Origin of the sequence: Collinsella ihumii (assembly GCF_030385545.1) — a bacterium.
In the GTDB taxonomy this organism is placed as follows: domain Bacteria; phylum Actinomycetota; class Coriobacteriia; order Coriobacteriales; family Coriobacteriaceae; genus Collinsella; species Collinsella ihumii.
The window spans coordinates 44,880-62,457 of sequence record NZ_JAUEIQ010000002.1 but is presented as its reverse complement, the minus strand read 5'-3'; the positions used below and the strand labels follow the sequence as shown (position 1 = coordinate 62,457).

Here is a 17,578-nt window from a genome sequence, read left to right as displayed (position 1 = left end):
GTGTGTCATGCGTAGCAGGTTGTTCCGTGGGCGCGAAACGCGCAGTTGCCGCGCAGGCGGCAGATGGCGCACGAGGGGCGCTCGCCGCTTCGTTCGGCCGCGTCCTTCCCGTCGATGATGCCGATGAGCGCCGTCACGCTCTTCGAGGGGAGCAGCAGGTGGGTCGGCGTGGTCGTGAGGCCGATCAGGCGGCCGGCGTTGAGGCTGGCCACGATGGCGTCTTGGGCGGCGAGCGGGCAGTCGCCGTAGCCGCACGAGAAGCGCCAGGTGCAGGCGCGTCCCGCTGCTGCGGCCTCGCGGCGCACGATATGCTCCATGGCGTCGACGGCCGACTCCACGTATGCTGAGGCGGCGGCATCGTAGAGGGCGGCATCGAGCGGGCGCTGGCCGCTCAGCAGGCGCAGACGCCGCTCGGTGCCCATGCCGAGCGTGCATGCGACCACCGCGCAGGCGGATGCGTCTTTCAGGTGCCGGAAGATATCTCGGCCGCGCAGCTCGATCGTGGTTCCCGTCAGGCGGATGCACGGCATCCCCGCCTCGTCGACGCCGGTCGCATCGACGGGAAACGCCTGGATGACGCCATGGGGGTCGACCGTCTGCTCGACCTCGCGCGCGATGCCCTCGATGCGCTCCGAGAGCTCGCCATCGACCTTTTGCCCCGCATGGCCCAGGTACCGCAGCATCTCGGCGCGGTCGATGCGAAGCTCCCCTGCGGCATCCGGTCGGTACAGGACGGGACCCGCCAGCAGGGAGAGGCCGGCTGCCTTCTGGGCGCTCGCGGCGTCCGTGCGGTCCGTGCCCGCCATCAGATGCGCAGCGCGCTCATGCACGCGCGGGCGACGTCGGGTCGGTTCATCGTGTAGACGTGCAGGCCCTCGGCGCCGTGCGCCTTCAGGTCCTCCAGCTGGCGGCATGCGTATTCGATGCCCGCCTGGCGCAGGCTCTCGGGGTCGTCCTCGTAGCGCGCGAGGATCTTGATGACGGGGGAGGGCAGCGAGGCGGCGCAGGTGAAGACCATGCGGGTGATCTGTTGCTTGCTCATGAACGGCATGATGCCCGCCGTGATGGGGACGGTGATGCCCGCCGCGTCGGCGAGTTCGAGGAAGCGGTAGAAGTAGTCGTTGTCGAAAAACAGCTGCGTGACGAAAAAGCCCGCGCCCGCATCCTGCTTCTGCTTGAGGTGCTTGACCGAAGTCGGCAGGTCGTCGCAGGTCAGATGCCCTTCGGGATAGGCTGCTCCGCCCACGCAGAAGCCGGCGTCCACCAGCGCCGGGATGAGGTCCTTCGCGTAGGGGAAGGCGATGTCGCCCGCCTCCGCCTCGGACATCCCCGCCGGCAGGTCGCCGCGCAGCGCCAGCACGTTCTCCACGCCCGCGGCGCGGAACTCGGAGATCTTTTCGGCGAGCGTGTCGTGCGTGAGCGAGATGCAGGTGAGGTGCGCGACGGTCGGGATGCCGAACTCCGTGGAGATCATCGAGGCGATGCGCGCGGTGGCGGCGGAGTTGCCCGAGCCGCCGGCGGAGTAGGTCACGCTGATGAAATCGGGTTCATCCGTGGCGAACTGCGCGGCGACCTCGCGGGCGCGCTCGAGCGTGAGCTCGCCTTTGGGGGGAAACATCTCGAACGAGACGGGCTGGGCGCCGGCCGTGCGCGCATCGGCGAATATCTGGTCGATTTTCATGGTGCTCCCCCTTGTGCAGCTTGATGCATTGAAGAGGCATCATACACCGCGCGCACGTGTTGCGGCAGCACCGTTCGCGCCGAAACGCGTTGTTCACGGTGGTGCAAATCGGGGGACGTACCTGCCGCGTGCATTTTTGCAAATCGGGGACGTACCTGTTGCGTGCACTAGCGCATATCAAGGATGTATCTGTTGTATTTATTAGTGTATATAGGACGTACCTGTGGGTGCAGAAATGCATATGGGACGTACCTGTTGGGGGGGTACAGAAATGCATGAAGAAGGTACGTCCCCCGATTTGCACGAGCGCACGCGGCAGATACTTCCTTCGATTTGCATGCTGTATGCAGAAAAGCATATGAGACGTACCTGCGGATTCGAAAATGCACCCCCAAGGTACGTCCCCGATTTGCAAAAATGCACGTAACAGGTACGTCCCCGACATGCATGAGTGCACGCAACAGGTACGTCCCCCGATTTGCACCCCCAAGCCGGGCCGCGGACGCGGGCTTGGGGGTGCGTTCACATGGCGCTAGCGGGCGCCCAGGGCGTCGGTGACCTCGCGGGCGCAGGCGACGCCGTCGGCGATGGCGTTGACCACGAGCGATGCGCCGGACCGGGCATCGCCGCAGGCCCATACGCCGTGCGCGGGCTCGACGGTCCCCGCCGCGCACACGCAGCGATGGCTTCCGGCCTCGGCCATGACGGGCAGCTGCCTGCCGGCGCCGGGTTCGGGCACGGTCGCGCCCAGCGCCTCCACCACGCTGCGCTGGGGGCCGGTGAACCCGCAGGCGATGAGGACGAGCTGAGCGGGCAGCTCGCGCTCGGTCGCCGCGACGGGCGCCGGCGAGCCTTCCGACCAGTCGACATCGACGATCCTAAGCGCGCGGACCCGCCCGTCGTCGTCGGCGAGCACGGCGCGCGTGTCCACGGACCATGAGCGCATCTCGCCGCCCATGAGCTCGATCGCCTCCTGTTGGCCGTAGTCGGTCTTCTTGACGTTGGGCCATTCGGGCCAGGGGTTGCCCGGGTCGCGCTGCTCGGGCGGCTCGGGCATGACCTCGAGCTGACGGACGCTGCGCGCGCCCTGGCGGACGGCGGTGCCCACGCAGTCGTTGCCCGTGTCGCCGCCTCCGATGACCACGACGTCGAGGCCGCGGGCGTCGATGGCGGGCGCGGCCTTGTCGAGGACGGCGCGGGTGGAGGAGGTGAGGTAGTCGACGGCCATCGTCACGCCCGCCGCGTCGATGCCGGGGACGTCGAGCGTGCGCGCGGCGCCCGCGCCGCAGGCGATGACGACGGCGTCGAACGCGGAGGCGAGCTCGGCGGCGACGGCGGGATCCGCCGCGTCGGTGTTCAGCATGAAGGAGATGCCGCGCTCCTCCATGAGCGCGCATCGGCGCTCCACGATGTCCTTCGGGAGCTTCATGTTGGGGATGCCGTACATGAGCAGGCCGCCCGGACGGTCGGAGCGCTCGACGACCGTCGCGCGGACGCCGAGGCGCGCGAGCTCCCAGGCGCAGGCGAGACCTGCAGGGCCAGATCCCACGACGGCGACGTACGGCGCGTCCGGGCCCGCCGCGTCAAAGGCGGCGGGCCCGCCGTGCTCCCACTCCCAATCGGAGATGGCGCGCTCGGTGTCGTGGATCGCCGTGGGTTCGCCCTCGACAGATCCCAGGTTGCAGGCCGCCTCGCAGGGGGCTGGGCAGACCCGGCTCGTGAACTCGGGCAGCGGGCTCGTGAGCGCCAGGCGCTCGGCCGCCTCGCGCCAGCGCCCGCGCCACACGAGGTCGTTCCACTCGGGGATGAGGTTGTGCAGCGGGCAGCCGCTCGAGCGCGCCCGTCCAAAGGGATGGCCCGCCTGGCAGAAGGCGACGCCGCACATCATGCAGCGGCTTGCCTGCACGCGGCGCTCGCCGCAGTCGAGCTCCCGGTAGAGCTCGTCGTAGTCGTGCACGCGCTCTGCGGCCGGGCGCAGCTCGTGCACCTTGCGTCCGTGTGCGAGAAACGCTCCCGGCTTACCCATGGCGCTTCACCTCCTTGGCCCCCGTCACGACCTCGAAGGCCGTCTCGAGCGCCTCCTCATGCGTCGCGCCGTCGCGCTCCGCGTCTTTCACGATCTCCATCACGCGCTCGTACTCCACGGGCACCACCTTCACGAAGTGCGCCGCGATCGCGTCGAAGCGGTAGAGCATCTTGATGCCCAGCGGGCTTTGCGTGGCGCGCACGTGGGCCACGATCAGCTCGCGGATGGCGGCGAGCTCCTGCTCGCTCGGCGTGCGCAGCGCCACCGTGTCCTGGTTGCAGTGGGAAGCGAGCGTGCGGTACTCGTCGTAGACGAAGGCCACGCCGCCCGTCATGCCGGCGGCGAAGTTCGCCCCCACCTCGCCCAGGATGAGCACGGTGCCGCCCGTCATGTACTCGCAGCCGTGGGCGCCTACGCCCTCGACCACCACGGTCGCGCCGGAGTTGCGCACGCAGAAGCGCTGGCCAGCGCGTCCGTTCACAAAGCCGCGCCCGCCGGTCGCCCCCATGAAGGCAACGTTTCCCACGATGATGTTCTCGTCGAACTTGTAGCTCGCCGTCTCGGCCGGGCGGACCGACACGGTGCCTCCCGAGAGCCCCTTGCCGAAGTAGTCGTTCGCGTCGCCCTCGACGTTGAGCTCGACGCCCTTCGGGAGGAACGCCGCGAAGCTCTGGCCCGCGGAACCCGTGCAGTCGATGGTGATGAGCCCGTCGGGGAGTCCGTCGGGATGGGCGGCGGTGACGGCGTGCCCGAGCATGGTGCCCACGCACCGGTTGACGTTGGCGATGTCGGCATGGAAGCGCAAGGGGCGCAGATGGCGGCGCGCGCCGGCGGTGTAGGGGACGAACAGCGTGGCGTCGAGCGTGCGCTCGAGCTGCACGTCGGCGGCCATCGAGGGCATGAAGTGCACCCCGTCCGCACCCGGGATCGTCGAGCCGAACTCGCAGACGGCGGGCGCGAGCACGCAGGACAGATCGACCAGCTCGCTTTTCCAGTTGCCCGGGGCCGCGACCTGGCGCAGGCACTCGGGGTGGCCCACCATCTCATCGACGGTGCGGAAGCCCAGGCGCGCCATGACCTCGCGCAGCTGCTCGGCCACGAACAGCATGAAGCTCTCCACGTGCTCGGGCTTTCCGGCGAAGCGGTGGCGCAGGCGGCAGTTCTGCGTGGCGATGCCCGCCGGGCAGGTGTCCTGGTGGCAGTCGCGCTGCATGAGGCAGCCCATGGCGATCAGCGGCATGGTCGCGAAGCCGAACTCCTCGGCGCCCAGAAGGCAGGCGACCGCCACGTCGGTGCCGTCCATGAGCTTGCCGTCCGCCTCGAGCACCACGCGGGAGCGCAGGCCGTTGCGCACGAGCGTCTGCTGCGTCTCGGCGAGTCCCAGCTCGAGCGGCAGGCCCGCATGCCAGATGGAATCGCGCGGGGCGGCGCCCGAGCCGCCGTTGTGCCCGGAGATGAGGATCTTGTCGGCGGCGCCCTTGGCGACGCCGGTGGCGATGGTGCCCACGCCCGCCTCGGAGACGAGCTTGACGCTCACGCGGGCATCGGGGTTTGCGCACTTGAGGTCGAAGATGAGCTCGGCGAGGTCCTCGATGGAGTAGATGTCATGATGCGGCGGGGGCGAGATGAGCCCGATGCCCGGGGTGGACTGGCGCACCCGCGCGATCCAGGGGTACACCTTTTTGCCCGGCAGGTGTCCGCCCTCGCCGGGCTTGGCGCCCTGGGCCATCTTGATCTGCAGCTCGCGCGCCGAGGAGAGGTAGCGGCTCGTCACGCCGAACCGGCCGCTTGCCACCTGCTTGATGGCGGAGCAGGCCGAGTCGCCGTTCGGGAGCAGGTCCTCGCGCCGCGGATCCTCTCCGCCCTCGCCGGAGTTCGAGCGGCCGTGCAGCCGGTTCATGGCGATGGCCATGCACTCGTGCGCCTCCTGGCTGATGGACCCGTAGCTCATGGCGCCGGTGTTGAAGCGCGTGACGATGCTGCGCGCGTCCTCCACCTCGTCGAGGGGCACCGGCGTGCGTGCGGAGAAGTCGAAGTCCATGAGGTCGCGCAGACGTACCGCGCGCCCTGGACGCCTGAGGTGCTCGCTGTAGGCGAGAAACGTGTCGTAGGAATCCGAGCGCACGGCCTGCTGCAGCAGGTAGATGGTATCGGGGTCGATGAGGTGGTCCTCGCCGCCGACCGGGCGCCACATGGTGAGGCCGAGGCTCGGCAGCGCGCCGGGCGCCGGCGAGGTGCGCAGGGCGCGCGCGGCGTCGAAGCGCTCATCGAGCTCGCGCTCGACATCGCGGATACCCAGGCCGCCGACGCGCGAGACGGTGCCGGCGAAATAGCGCTCCACCAGGCCCTCGTCCAGGCCGACGGCCTCGAAGATCTGCGCGGAATGGTAGCTTTGCACCGTTGAGATGCCCATCTTGGACATGATGGACACGATGCCCGCGACGGCGGCGCGGTTGTAGTTGGCGATCGCCTCGTCCGCGTCGAGCGCATGCCCGTCCGCTGCCGCAAGGTCGCCCTCCTGCGCCATGCGGGCCACGAGGCCGTGCGCCATGTAGGGGTAGATGCCGCTGGCCGAATAGGAGATGAGCGCCGAGAAGTCGTGCGCGGACAGCGCGTCGCCGCATTCGACGACGATGTCGGCGAACGTGCGCAGGCCGGCGCGCATGAGGGCGTTGTGCACGGCGCCCACCGCGAGGAGCGACGGGACGGGCACCTCGTCGCGCTCGGTGCGGTCGGACAGGACGACGATGTTCACGCCTCCGCGCACCGCGTCGATCACGCTCGCGCTCAGGCTCTCCAGGGTGCGCTCGAGCGCGCCGGGCGCGTCGTCGCGCCGGTACTTGGCGACGAACGTGCGCGCCTCGAAGCCGGCGCGGTCGACGTCGCAGATGCGGCGGAACCCCTCGCGCGTGAGCAGGGGCGCGTCGAGCCGGATGAGGCGGCAGGAGGCGCGGCAGTCCTCGAGCAGGTTGCCGTGATTGCCCAGATACAGCACGGTCGAGGTCACGAGACGCTCGCGCAGCGCGTCGATGGGAGGGTTCGTGACCTGCGCGAACAGCTGGAAGAAGTAATCGAAAAACGATCGCGTCTTGAGCGAGAGGCAGGCGAGCGGCGCGTCGATGCCCATCGATGCGAGCGGGGTGGAGCCGGTGGATGCCATGGGGCGCAGCACCTCGTTGATGTCGTCCCAGTGGTGGCCGTAGCGCGCGGCGTCCTCGGCGCGGGGCACGAGGTCGCTTCCCGCCGCGTCGATGTCGGCTCCCGCCGCGCCGCGGGCGTCGCGGATGTCGAGGTCGCCAAGCGAGAGCGTCTCGTCCGAGATCCAGTCCGAGAAGGGCTTGAGCTTGGCGTATCCGTTGCGGATCTCGTCGTTGTAGCGGATGCGCCCCCGCTCGAGGTCGACCTCGAGCATCTCGCCCGGGCCCAAGCATCCGCTCGTGAGCACGTTGGCGGGATCGATCTCGAGCGCGCCGACCTCGGAGCACAGCAGGAACCTGTCGTCGCGCGTGACGATGTAGCGCGCGGGGCGCAGGCCGTTGCGGTCGAGCGCGGCGCCCAGCGTGCGCCCGTCGGTGAATGCGATGGCCGCCGGGCCGTCCCAGGGCTCCATGAGCATCGACTGGTAGGCGTCGTAGGCGCGACGCGCCGGCGAGAGCTCGTCGTTGCGGTCCCATGGCTCGGGCATGAGCAGCGAGACGGCGCGCGTGAGCGGTCGGCCGTTCATCACCAAAAACTCGAGGACGTTGTCCAGGATGGCGGAATCGGAGCCCTCGCGGTTGATGATGGGCAGCACGCGCTCGAGCTCGTCTTGGAAGATGGGGGAGTACAGGTTCGGTTCGCGCGCGCGGATCCAGTTGACGTTGCCTTTCAGGGTGTTGATCTCGCCGTTATGGATGATGAGGCGGTTGGGGTGCGCGCGCTCCCAGCTGGGCGTGGTGTTGGTGGAGTAGCGCGAGTGGACGAGCGCCACGGAGGTCTTCACGGCGGCGTCGTTCAGGTCGGTGAAGAAGCGGCGCATCTGCGTGGCCACGAGCATGCCCTTGTACACGATGGTGCGTGCGCTCATGGAGCAGATATAGAAGATCTTGCCCTCGAGCGCGTGCTCGGCGTCGGCGCGCTTCTCGATCACGCGGCGGCACACGTACAGGCGGCGCTCGAACGCGTCGCCGCGCTCGACGTCGTCGGGACGGCCGAGGAACGCCTGCTTGATGGTGGGCATGCACGCACGCGCCGTCTCGCCCAGGTCGTGCGCGTCGACCGGCACGTCGCGCCAGAACAGCACGGGGATCCCCTCCTGCGCGCAGCCCTCCTCGAAGGCCCGCTCGGCCGCCCTCACGCCATGATCGTCCTGCGGCAGGAAGAGCATGGCCACGCCGTAGTCGCCCTCGGCGGGCAGCAGCTGGCCGCAGCGCTGGGCCTCCTTGCGGAAGAATCGGTGGGGGATCTGGAACAGGATGCCCGCTCCGTCTCCCGTGTTGCGCTCGAGGCCCGTGCCGCCTCGGTGCTCGAGGTTGACGAGCACCGAGAGCGCGTCGTCGAGTATCTGGTGGCTTCTCGTGCCGTCGATGGCCGCGAGCGCGCCGATGCCGCAGGCGTCGTGCTCGAACTGCGGCCGGTAGAGGGTCTGATGGTTCATATATCCTCCCATGCGATGTCCAAGACAGGGGGCGATTGCACACCGGGCGCGCGTGCGCGGCGCGGGTGCGGCGATTTATGGTAGGCGGGTGCGGTTGCAGCCGGTTTTCCCGGAGGTTTCCGTGCGGTTTCGATTTGGCTACAAAATGGGGTCGTATCGCGCGGCTCACGCCGACGTTTTCTTTCTACACACCATATGAGCTGGGAAAACGACGCACAGAGAGCGAATCGTCCGGCGTCGGGGGCGTCGCGTTTCGGCCCGCGCGGCCGTCTTCAAACGGTCATAGGACTGTATCAATGCGGCAACCCGTATGAAATTGCCTCGAAATCCGCTGCCTGTAATCTACAATTCGTTCGTTGGGACAAAACGCCGGTAGCACGAACCCGGCGTCATACGAAGGGAGCCCCTATGGCCGATACCGAGCTTACCAGTCGATTCGGTACCATGGTCTTTTCGGAGGACGTGATGCGCAAGCGTCTGCCGAAGGACATCTACAAACGCCTTGCCGCCACGATGGATCAGGGCGCGCCGCTCGACCTTGACGTGGCCAACGCCGTCGCGCACGCCATGAAGGAGTGGGCGATCGAGAACGGCGCCACCCATTTCGCGCATTGGTTCCAACCTCTTTCGGGAATCACGTCCGAGAAGCACGACAGCTTCCTCGAACCCAACCACGACGGCACCGCCATCACCAAGTTCACCGGCAAGAACCTTATCCAGGGTGAGCCCGACGCCTCGAGTTTCCCCAACGGCGGCCTGCGTGCCACCTTCGAGGCCCGCGGCTACACCGCGTGGGACCCCACGAGCCCCGCGTTCATCAAGGACGAGGTGCTGTGCATCCCCACGGCGTTTTGCGGTTACAACGGCGAGGCCCTCGACAAGAAGACCCCGCTTCTGCGCTCCATGAAGGTGCTCGACACGCAGGCCAAGCGCGTGCTCGCGCTGTTCGGCAAGCACCCCAAGCACGTCGTGCCCAACGTCGGCCTTGAGCAGGAGTACTTCCTGATCAAGAAGGACGCCTACCGCAGGCGCCGCGACCTGGTCATCTGCGGCCGCACCCTCTTCGGCGCCCCGCCCTGCAAGGGCCAGGAGCTCGAGGAACACTACTTCGGCGCCATCCGCCCGAGCGTGTCCAAGTACATGAAGGCGCTCGACGACGAGCTGTGGGCGCTCGGCATTCCCGCCAAGACCAAGCACAACGAGGTCGCTCCCTGCCAGCACGAGCTCGCGCCCGTGTACACCGAGCTCAACGAGGGCATCGACAACAACATGCTCGTCATGGAGAAGATGAAGCTCGTGGCGTCGAGCTTCGACCTCACCTGCCTTCTGCACGAGAAGCCGTTCGAGGGCATCAACGGCTCGGGCAAGCACAACAACTGGTCCATCGGTACCGAGGACGAGAACCTCATGGATCCCGGTGACACCCCGCTCGAGAACCTGCAGTTCGTGGTCTTCCTCACCGCGGTGATCGAGGCGGTCGACAAGTATCAGGACCTGCTGCGCATGTCCGTGGCGAGCTGCGGCAACGACCACCGTCTGGGCGCCAACGAGGCGCCTCCGGCGATCGTGTCCATCTTCTTGGGCGACCAGCTCACCGAGGTCGTCCAGAAGATCATGGACGGCAAGGCGTCCGTCCACGCCACGCACGGCGTGCTCGACCTGGGCGCCGACGTGCTGCCCAACCTCGAGCAGGACAACACCGACCGCAACCGCACCTCGCCGTTCGCCTTCACGGGCAACAAGTTCGAGTTCCGCGCGGTCGGCTCCGAGGCCAATCCGAGCGACGCCAACCTGGTGCTCGACACCGCGGTCGCCGAGTCGTTGAAGGAGTTCGCCGACGCGCTCGAGGGCACGCCTGAGGACGAGTTCGCCGCCGCCGCGCTCGAGTACTGCAAGAAGACGCTCAACGAGCACCGACGCATCCTGTTCTCCGGCGACGGCTACTCCGACGAGTGGCAGAAGGAGGCGGAGCGCCGCGGTCTGGCCAACCTGCGCACCACGGCCGACGCGCTGCCGATGATGGTGTCCGAGAAGAATCTCGCGCTGTGGGTCGGCATGGGCGTGCTGTCCGAGACGGAGGCCTTCAGCCGCTACGAGGTCAAGGTCGAGAAGTACAACAAGCTCATGAACATCGAGGCCACGACGATGATCCGCGAGGCACGCCGCACCTACCGTCCCGCCATCTCCGCCTACGCGACCAAGGTCGCCAAGGGTCTCGAGATCATCCGTTCCGCCGGCGCGGAGGCGGCGATGACCTGTGAGCAGAACACGCTCAACAAGCTGTGCGCCGGCATCACCGAGATCAACGAGTCCATCAAGGCGCTCGACGCGCTGCACCAGAAGGCCGAGGGGCTCGTCGACGCGCAGGAGCAGGCCAACTGCTACGCGCACGAGGTCATTCCCGCCATGAACCGCCTGCGCGCCGCCGTCGACGCCATGGAGGAGATCGTGGCCGCCGACTACTGGCCCGTTCCGACCTACGACGAGATCCTGTTCTACGTGTAGGCTGTCGACTGTAGCCGAGTTGGCGTAAACCGCGCTGCGAAACCCTCCCCGGTAATTCATGAATTACCGGGGAGGGTTTTCACGTTTGCGCAGGATCGCTGCGTTTAGGGCGGCGCTTTTTCATGAATCTCTGCTGGACCACCGTAGATACGGCGTGCTGAGAGGGCCCTATCGCGATGCCGAATGATTCCAAGACGAAGACCTCCGACATCCCGCCGTATCCACGATGGTCTACCAGAGGTCTTCATGAACGGAGCGCGCGGTTGACGTTCGTTTTGCGCCGGATGGCATGCGCGGCGCGGCCGTGTGCGCTGGGGTGCGCCGCTATACTGGGGGGGGTGCGGTGCGTGCGCTGATGCATGCGCCGGGAGAGCGAGGGAGGCTCCTATGAGGTTCGTATTATCCGGTGACTCCGATTGCCCTATCGCCCGTATCGCGCTCGGATACGGGGGGTCGGTCAAGATGGAGTCGGGCAGCATGGTCTACTCGCGCGACGTTGAGATCAGCGGCGGGCTCAATTCGAAGAAGAAAGGGCTCGGCGGGGTTTTGGGCGCGATCGGGCGCAGCATCACGAGCGGCGAATCGATGTTCATCACCACCGCCACCGGCACGGGTGACAAGGGCGAGATCGCGATTGCTCCGCCCATTCCGGGAAAGATCGTCGAGCTGGTCGTCGATGCCGACCGCCAGTACTGCCTGAACACCGGAGCGTTTCTTGCGTGCGACAACAGCGTCGAGAGCACCATGGTGAACCAGGGCATCTCGAAGGCGTTTTTCGGTAACACGGGCGGCCTGTTCGTCATGGAGATGAGCGGCTCCGGCTCCGTGCTGGTCTCCGCGTTCGGCGACATCCTCGCGCTTGACGTGGTGCCCGGCACGCCGCTGACCGTGGACAACGAGCACGTGGTGGCATGGGACGCCGGTCTCGACTACCGCATCGAGGTCGCGAGCGGCATGTTCGGCTTCACGACGGGCGAGGGCCTGGTCAACACCTTCACGGGCTCCGGCCGCGTCTACATCCAGACGCGCAACCTGGGAAACCTGGCGCAGGCGCTGCATCCCTACCTGCCCTCGCCTTCCAACTAGGCGCACCTGGCACTTTTGGAACGGGGGCCCGAGGCGGCAAAAAGCCCGGCTTCCGAGACGGAGACCGGGCTTCATTCGTCAATGGTGCCCCCAACGGGATTCGCGGTCGCCTGCGGCGTCCGCGGCTTCGGGGCCCTGCGGGCCCCTCGCACGCTCGCTGGGAAACGCTCGCGCGTTTCCGCAGCCTCGCGACCCCAGCGGGTTCGAATCCCGGCGCCGGGGCAGCAAAAAGCCCGGCTTCCGAGACGAAGACCGGGCTTCATTCGTCAATGGTGCCCCCAACGGGATTCGAACCCGTGATCTTCGCCTTGAAAGGGCGACGTCCTAGGCCGCTAGACGATGGGGACAGCGGAAAGAAGTATAGCAGAAATAGAGCTGTTGAGCATAGCGGGGGATAGAACACGGCGAACACACGAATGCGCCGCTTCCGCGCGTCGGCCCCGGTATACTGGCAGTGTTGAACAGCTTGTTTTCGATAGGAGAGTTCATATGGATGCTCGTCAGATTGCGCGCGTCGGCGTTGCGGTCGCGCTGCTTTCGGTGTCTGCGTGGATTACGGTGAGCTTCGGTCCGGTTCCGTTCACGTTGCAGACGATGGCCCTGGCCATGCTTCCGGCCATCCTGGATCGCAAGGGGGCCTGTGCAGCGGTTGCGGTGTACCTGCTTCTCGGTGCGGTCGGCCTGCCCGTCTTCTCCGGTTTCGGGAGCGGCATCGGGCAGATCGCCGGCATGACGGGCGGATTCCTGTGGGGCTTTCTGATCGGAACCATTGCGGGCACCTCGGTCAAATCCGTGCTTCCCGATCGCGTTCCCCAGTTCGCTCAGGTCGTCATCGCCGATATCGTGATGCTGCTCATCTCGTATGCCTGCGGCACCGCTCAGCTCATGATCGTCGGGTCCATGGGGCTCGTGCCCGCGCTTGTCGCGGCGGTTCTGCCGTTCGTGGTGTTCGACCTCATGAAACTGGCGGTCGGTACGAGCATCGGACGCACGGTCGCTAGGGCTCTGGGCGTCATCCGCTCGCATGCATAGCGGCGGGTCTTCCGCCAATCGGTCGCAAAAGCGCGGCGGGCACTCTGCTCGCCGCGCTTTTTCGTTTTGCGGATGCGGTTGCAGGAAGGATGCCTGCGGTCATCGCCCTTCTGCTGCCGGCGTCCTTCGGGCGCGCCCTTGATGCTGCAGGGGCAGATCAGTCTCTCGCCTGGCGCGCGGCTTCATAGCGCGCGGCGGCGCGCTCCTCGATAGACAGGCGAGCGCGCGGCGTGTAGATCACCTGGTTGGGGCAGAAGCCGCAACACAGGTCGCAGCCGGCGCATGCGTCCGCATCGACCTCATACGCGGGGGGCTTGAACGCGAGCGCGGGGCACGCGGTAATCTGGAAGCAGCGATGGCAGCCGACGCACATGTAGCGGTCGACTTCGACGGGCTCGAGGGCGGCCGGGCGCTGCAGCTGCGCGCAGGGGGAGGCGAAGATCGCGGCATGGACGCCGGGTGTTGCGGCCTGTTCGCGCAGCACCTCGACCGTGCGCTCGATGTCGAACGGATCGAGGACCGCCGCATCTTCCGCACCGACCTCGAGCGTCTTGGCGCCCAGCCTCTCGATGGCCGCGCGCTCGAGATGGTCCCAGCTCGACGCCATGACAGCGAGGATGGTCGACGTGCCTTCCCCGGCAAGGCCGGTAAGGTTTGCTGCGGCATCGTCGGCAGCAAAATCCGTGTCGAGCACGATGTGCACGCACAGGGGCGCCGCCGGCTCCTCAGGTGCGCCCGAGGGCACGTCCTGGATATAGCGGGGGAGGAGCTTCTCCATGCCGCCCGGGCAGGTCGCGGCGGCGGGGTGCACGTGCCCCACGGCCGCGCATCCGATGTTTCCGCAGATCACACGGCCGCGGATGCGACGCGTGGCCTCCTTGATGGCCACATAGGCCGCGCGGTGGGGGCATCCTGCGCACAGGACGCCTTGTTGGGGATTACGCATCGGCGCGATCCTCCTTCTTTTCCGTATCGGGAAGGTACGGCTCGCGGCTGAGCAGCTCGAGCTCGAAGTTGAGCGCGCAGCCTGCCATGGGATGGTTGAAATCGAACACGGTGTCTCCGTCGTCTTCAACCTTCACGACGCGCGCGAGCTGCTGGTAGCCGTCGGAGTTCATGAGGTAGATCATCTCGCCGGGCACCAGGTCCTCGTAATTGGGGATTTGGATGGTCGGCATGTAGTACACGAGGGCGGCGCTGCGCTCGCCGTAGGCGTCTTTGGGCTCGAGATGAACCTTTTTGGTCTGGCCCGGCTGCATGGAGAGCACCGCGGCCTCAAACCCGGGGACGACCTCGTGGTTGCCCTCGACATAGGTGAGCGGCGTGCGCCCGCGCGTGGTGTCGAACACCTCGCCGTCATCGAAGCTGCCTGTATAGTGAACGGTCACCACGTGCTTGAGCGAATAATCGGCCACAGATACCGCCTTGACTCGGTGTGGATGTGCAAACATACCAACTCTATCACGTGCGGTGGCACTTTTTGGGATGGGGTATTTTTGCTCAGATGTGGATACATGCAGAAGATTGCATATTCCTACCATGAATATGCAAAATAATGCGGAAGTTAGCGCAACTGGCAAGCTCGCGATTTGGGCGAGGCCGAGTTTGTCACTGTTTTTGAGGCAGCTTTGCCCAGTAACCGCATAGCCTCTAGCATTTCCGCAGGATTCAACTGGGCAAATGCTGAGGGGTGCGGCGCCTGTGAAGAAATGTCACTCAAAAACAATGACAAACTCGTATTCACTGTTTTTCATGGAGTCTCGTGGGCGCAAAAGCCTCTGGCCATTCACTTCTGCACGCGGCGGCACCCGCGCGCGAGCGCGCTGTCGTGCTTCTCGAGAAGGACGAGCGAAGCCGATGACACAAAGCGGACCGTTTGGCACGCTCTGTGCCATCGGCCCTCCCGTCTCTCCTTTTCCAGAGGAGGGGGGAGACCCGATCGGCGCTTCCCTAGAACCCGTAGCGCTGGGCGAACTGCTCCGAAGCCTCTTCGATGCCGTCGACCGAAGCCGCCCAGGTCACGAAGTCGGGCGTGTCCACGATGATGCCGTCGGCCTCCCATACGGCCTGGTGCGAGAGGTCCCACGGGTCGCGCGGCGCGGGCCGCACGGGCAGATAGGGCGTGAGGTACGTGGGATTGAGCAGGAAAAACGCACCGCCTTCGCAACGCGTCGCGAAGTCGCGCAGCGCGCGGCGCGCGTTCTTGCGCCGTCCGAGCTTGTAGAACAGCAGCGTTCGGCCCAGCAGGTACCACGGCGAGTCCTCGATGGCGTGCTCGGGACCCGCCTCGTGGGAGAGCTCGAAGAAATGCTCCTCGTCCTCAAGGCGCGCGAGCGCGAGCAGGACCGTGCCGACCGCGCGGTTGTCGTAGCCTTGCGAGCGCATGACGCGCCGCGCGTAGTCGGCGGCGGCGCGGTAGCGCGCGCTCGCCAAGCTGAGCTGCGCGATCGCCTCGAGCGTGTGCAGCCAGCCGATCATGATCGGATCGATGCGCGTGCGCTCGGCGGCATCCATGCCGTCCAGTTCGCTCTCACGCCAGTAGTGCTCGGCTTCCAGATCGAACCCCGGCACGTTGCACAGGTGGGTGCGGACGGCGTCTTCGAGCTTCATCAAATCGTTCAGGCAGGAGTCGATGGGGACGTCGGCAAGCAGGATGTCGACCAGCTGGGCGTCCACGCACAGCTGGTCGGTCCGCGCGATCTCGTGCATCGCTTGGCGCGTCTCGTTGAACAGGCGCTCGCGCTGGCGGTCGAAATCATCGTCGGGAAGGTCCTCCATGCGGTCGAGCTCGCGCATCAGGTGCTCATGGGTGCGCGCGTAGGATACCAGCGCCCGAGCATGGTCGTCGGCTGCGAACTGGGCGGGGTTGCGCGCGATCTCCTCGTGGACGAGCTCGAGGGCCGCGGGCGTGAGCCCGTCATGGGTCTTGAGGTACTTGTGCTCCAGGAAAACGGGGATGTACTCGCGCGGTTCCATCAGTTGTCGCCTCCCGATCCGGTGCGTCCCGGCTGTCCCGCCGCCGAAGAGGTCCTGTCCGCTAGGGCGCGCCGCACCATCTCGTGGTTGGCGACCCACGAGGCGAAGCAGGCGTTGTCGGGCGTGCCGATGCCTTCCTGCAGCAGCGGCGTCGCCTCGCTGATGGCGAGGATGAGCTCGTCTTGGCTGCCCGGCACCACGTTGACGCGCGAGAAGATGCCGTCGGGGAACTCCGCCTGGTAGTAGAGCGGCTCGGCGGCGTCCGGGTACGTGCGCATCAGCTGATGCAGATAGCGGTCGGCCGAGGTGTAGTCGAACGAGCGGTACGCGGCGCTCAGCTCGGCAAGGAGCGTCCACGCGTCGAGCGACTTCTCGGCCGCGTGATGGCGACGGCGCAGCGGGCCCACGATGCCGTAGGCGATAGCGTGCCGTGCGCGGTAGGACTTGATGTCCTGATGGTTCGCCTCGAGCTTTGCCATGGCGAGCATGCCGGTGTGGCGGATGCTCGCCGGGTCGGTCGGCGCAAACGTCAGGCTCTGCTCGGCGACGCTCAGCGCCAGCCGGTACTGTCCCGAGATCACGGCGCGCGAGGCGAGCGCGGCAAGCCAGCGCTCGAGCGGGCGGCGTGCGAGGTCGCTCGCATATTCGCGCGCGTACACGTCACGCGCCTCGTCGACCGTGCTCTCCAGGTCGCGCTCGACCGCCGAGCGGTTGTCGAGCAGGTAGCTCACGTATTCGTCGTTGGACGCGGCGTCGAGGGCGGCAAGCATGCGCTTGGCGTCCCAGTTGCTCGCGTCGAGCTCGATGGCCTCGTGCAGGTAATGCTCCGCGCGCTGCTCCTGGCGGTTGATCTCCGCCTCGTCGGTGAGGAAGGGGATGTGGTAGTCGAGGATCTCGGTCGCCTTCGCCATCAGGTGGAACGACCGGTCGCGGTCGCAGGCGATGAGTTTTGACGGGTCCTCCCGGAACTGCTCCATCCCGCGCTCGATGAAGATGTTGTCGTTGAGCGGGTAGACCCGCTCGCGGCGCATGGCCTCCAGGATGAGGCGCAGGCAGTCTTCTTGAATGGGGTCGAACGCCACGGCGCCTCCTCTCATTTGCGGTGCATGTCGTAATACGTCAGTGTACCGCGAGCGCACTGCTTGCGTCTATGGAGGGAGCATGCAGGTTATGCGAGGCGCGTCGCGTCCTGCTCGCGTTCGACGATCTCGACGACCACGCCGTGCGGCAGGCATACGATCTGTTCCCCCACCTCGTCAATGGGGTCGTGGTCCGCGCAGACCTGGTTGCTGCAGTTCGCGTATGTCACGCCGACGCATCCGCCGGCGATGCGCACCGTGTTCGCCCCCTCGTCCGCATCCGCGCCGCTGCCGGTCCCCGGCGTGGTCACGGTGTAGGAGACATCGGAGTCCAGGGGGTCGGCGCGGTAGAAGCCGTCTTGCGACTGGCAGACGACGACGGCCGTGTCCGCGGGGCCCGCGACGAGGCGGGAGCAGGCGAACCATCCGAGCGCCACGGCGAGCACCGCGCCGATGAGAACGAGGTCGGCGCGCCGGCGGCGCTCTGTGGGGCGGATGTCTGACACGGGGCTCCTTGCATGGCGGTCAAAAGGAAGCATCCATGGTAGCACGGAGGC

At 66.9% G+C, this 17,578-nt stretch carries 12 protein-coding genes and 1 tRNA gene; 3 read left to right on the top strand and 10 right to left on the bottom strand.

The window, feature by feature from the left end; translation table 11 throughout:
- Nucleotides 1-5: 5 nt before the first annotated feature.
- From QVN30_RS02485 to gltB, 4 genes are all read right to left on the bottom strand, one after another.
- Nucleotides 6-806: a hypothetical protein gene (locus QVN30_RS02485; protein ID WP_289835313.1), complete on the bottom strand. Its 801-nt coding sequence runs from the start codon at nucleotides 804-806 to the stop codon at nucleotides 6-8.
- On the bottom strand, nucleotides 806-1,681 hold the full coding sequence (locus QVN30_RS02480; RefSeq protein WP_289835312.1) for a methylenetetrahydrofolate reductase: 876 nt from the start codon (nucleotides 1,679-1,681) through the stop codon (nucleotides 806-808). The genes QVN30_RS02485 and QVN30_RS02480 overlap by 1 nt, the downstream gene beginning before the upstream one ends.
- Nucleotides 1,682-2,213: 532 nt before the next feature.
- Nucleotides 2,214-3,707: a glutamate synthase subunit beta gene (locus tag QVN30_RS02475; protein ID WP_289835311.1), complete on the bottom strand. Its 1,494-nt coding sequence runs from the start codon at nucleotides 3,705-3,707 to the stop codon at nucleotides 2,214-2,216.
- Nucleotides 3,700-8,343 carry a glutamate synthase large subunit gene (gene gltB, locus QVN30_RS02470; RefSeq protein WP_289835309.1) on the bottom strand — a complete coding sequence of 1,548 codons (4,644 nt, stop codon included), beginning with the start codon at nucleotides 8,341-8,343 and terminating at the stop codon, nucleotides 3,700-3,702. Before gltB ends, QVN30_RS02475 begins: the two co-directional genes overlap by 8 nt.
- Before the next feature lie 408 nt (nucleotides 8,344-8,751).
- Here gltB and QVN30_RS02465 point away from each other — a divergent pair, with 408 nt between their 5' ends.
- Both QVN30_RS02465 and QVN30_RS02460 read left to right on the top strand, forming a co-directional pair.
- On the top strand, nucleotides 8,752-10,848 hold the full coding sequence (locus tag QVN30_RS02465) for a glutamine synthetase III family protein (protein ID WP_204563687.1): 2,097 nt from the start codon (nucleotides 8,752-8,754) through the stop codon (nucleotides 10,846-10,848).
- Nucleotides 10,849-11,235: 387 nt separating this feature from the next.
- Nucleotides 11,236-11,934, top strand: a complete 699-nt coding sequence (locus QVN30_RS02460) for a TIGR00266 family protein (protein WP_289835307.1) — start codon at nucleotides 11,236-11,238, stop codon at nucleotides 11,932-11,934.
- A 270-nt stretch (nucleotides 11,935-12,204) separates the two neighbouring features.
- Here QVN30_RS02460 and QVN30_RS02455 read toward each other — a convergent pair.
- Nucleotides 12,205-12,281: transfer RNA gene (locus tag QVN30_RS02455), tRNA-Glu, on the bottom strand.
- A 142-nt stretch (nucleotides 12,282-12,423) separates the two neighbouring features.
- On the opposite strand from QVN30_RS02455, the gene QVN30_RS02450 reads away from it, so the two are divergent.
- A complete protein-coding gene (locus QVN30_RS02450; protein ID WP_289835305.1) occupies nucleotides 12,424-12,966 on the top strand; it encodes a biotin transporter BioY in 543 nt (180 codons plus the stop codon).
- 157 nt (nucleotides 12,967-13,123) lie between these two features.
- Here the strand turns inward: QVN30_RS02450 and QVN30_RS02445 are convergent, their stop codons facing one another.
- The 5 genes from QVN30_RS02445 to QVN30_RS02425 form a co-directional block, all read right to left on the bottom strand.
- Nucleotides 13,124-13,912 (bottom strand): ferredoxin family protein, encoded by a 789-nt coding sequence (locus QVN30_RS02445; protein WP_289835302.1) that lies wholly within the window; start codon nucleotides 13,910-13,912, stop codon nucleotides 13,124-13,126.
- Nucleotides 13,905-14,381 (bottom strand): FKBP-type peptidyl-prolyl cis-trans isomerase, encoded by a 477-nt coding sequence (locus QVN30_RS02440; RefSeq protein WP_087201274.1) that lies wholly within the window; start codon nucleotides 14,379-14,381, stop codon nucleotides 13,905-13,907. Before QVN30_RS02440 ends, QVN30_RS02445 begins: the two co-directional genes overlap by 8 nt.
- Before the next feature lie 535 nt (nucleotides 14,382-14,916).
- On the bottom strand, nucleotides 14,917-15,942 hold the full coding sequence (locus QVN30_RS02435) for a hypothetical protein (RefSeq protein WP_289835300.1): 1,026 nt from the start codon (nucleotides 15,940-15,942) through the stop codon (nucleotides 14,917-14,919).
- Nucleotides 15,942-17,024 (bottom strand): hypothetical protein, encoded by a 1,083-nt coding sequence (locus QVN30_RS02430; protein WP_289835298.1) that lies wholly within the window; start codon nucleotides 17,022-17,024, stop codon nucleotides 15,942-15,944. Before QVN30_RS02430 ends, QVN30_RS02435 begins: the two co-directional genes overlap by 1 nt.
- A gap of 86 nt (nucleotides 17,025-17,110) precedes the next feature.
- Nucleotides 17,111-17,527 (bottom strand): NusG domain II-containing protein, encoded by a 417-nt coding sequence (locus tag QVN30_RS02425; RefSeq protein WP_289835296.1) that lies wholly within the window; start codon nucleotides 17,525-17,527, stop codon nucleotides 17,111-17,113.
- Between the last annotated feature and the right edge of the window lie 51 nt (nucleotides 17,528-17,578).

What these genes read in the sequence shown, in the direction of transcription:
- QVN30_RS02460 (WP_289835307.1), top strand. Translation starts at nt 11,236, where the DNA reads ATGAGGTTCGTATTATCCGGTGACTCCGATTGCCCTATCGCCCGTATC.
- QVN30_RS02450 (WP_289835305.1), top strand. Translation starts at nt 12,424, where the DNA reads ATGGATGCTCGTCAGATTGCGCGCGTCGGCGTTGCGGTCGCGCTGCTT.
- QVN30_RS02465 (WP_204563687.1), top strand. Translation starts at nt 8,752, where the DNA reads ATGGCCGATACCGAGCTTACCAGTCGATTCGGTACCATGGTCTTTTCG.
- QVN30_RS02445 (WP_289835302.1), bottom strand. Translation starts at nt 13,912, where the DNA reads ATGCGTAATCCCCAACAAGGCGTCCTGTGCGCAGGATGCCCCCACCGC.
- QVN30_RS02485 (WP_289835313.1), bottom strand. Translation starts at nt 806, where the DNA reads ATGGCGGGCACGGACCGCACGGACGCCGCGAGCGCCCAGAAGGCAGCC.
- gltB (WP_289835309.1), bottom strand. Translation starts at nt 8,343, where the DNA reads ATGAACCATCAGACCCTCTACCGGCCGCAGTTCGAGCACGACGCCTGC.
- QVN30_RS02480 (WP_289835312.1), bottom strand. Translation starts at nt 1,681, where the DNA reads ATGAAAATCGACCAGATATTCGCCGATGCGCGCACGGCCGGCGCCCAG.
- QVN30_RS02435 (WP_289835300.1), bottom strand. Translation starts at nt 15,942, where the DNA reads ATGGAACCGCGCGAGTACATCCCCGTTTTCCTGGAGCACAAGTACCTC.
- QVN30_RS02475 (WP_289835311.1), bottom strand. Translation starts at nt 3,707, where the DNA reads ATGGGTAAGCCGGGAGCGTTTCTCGCACACGGACGCAAGGTGCACGAG.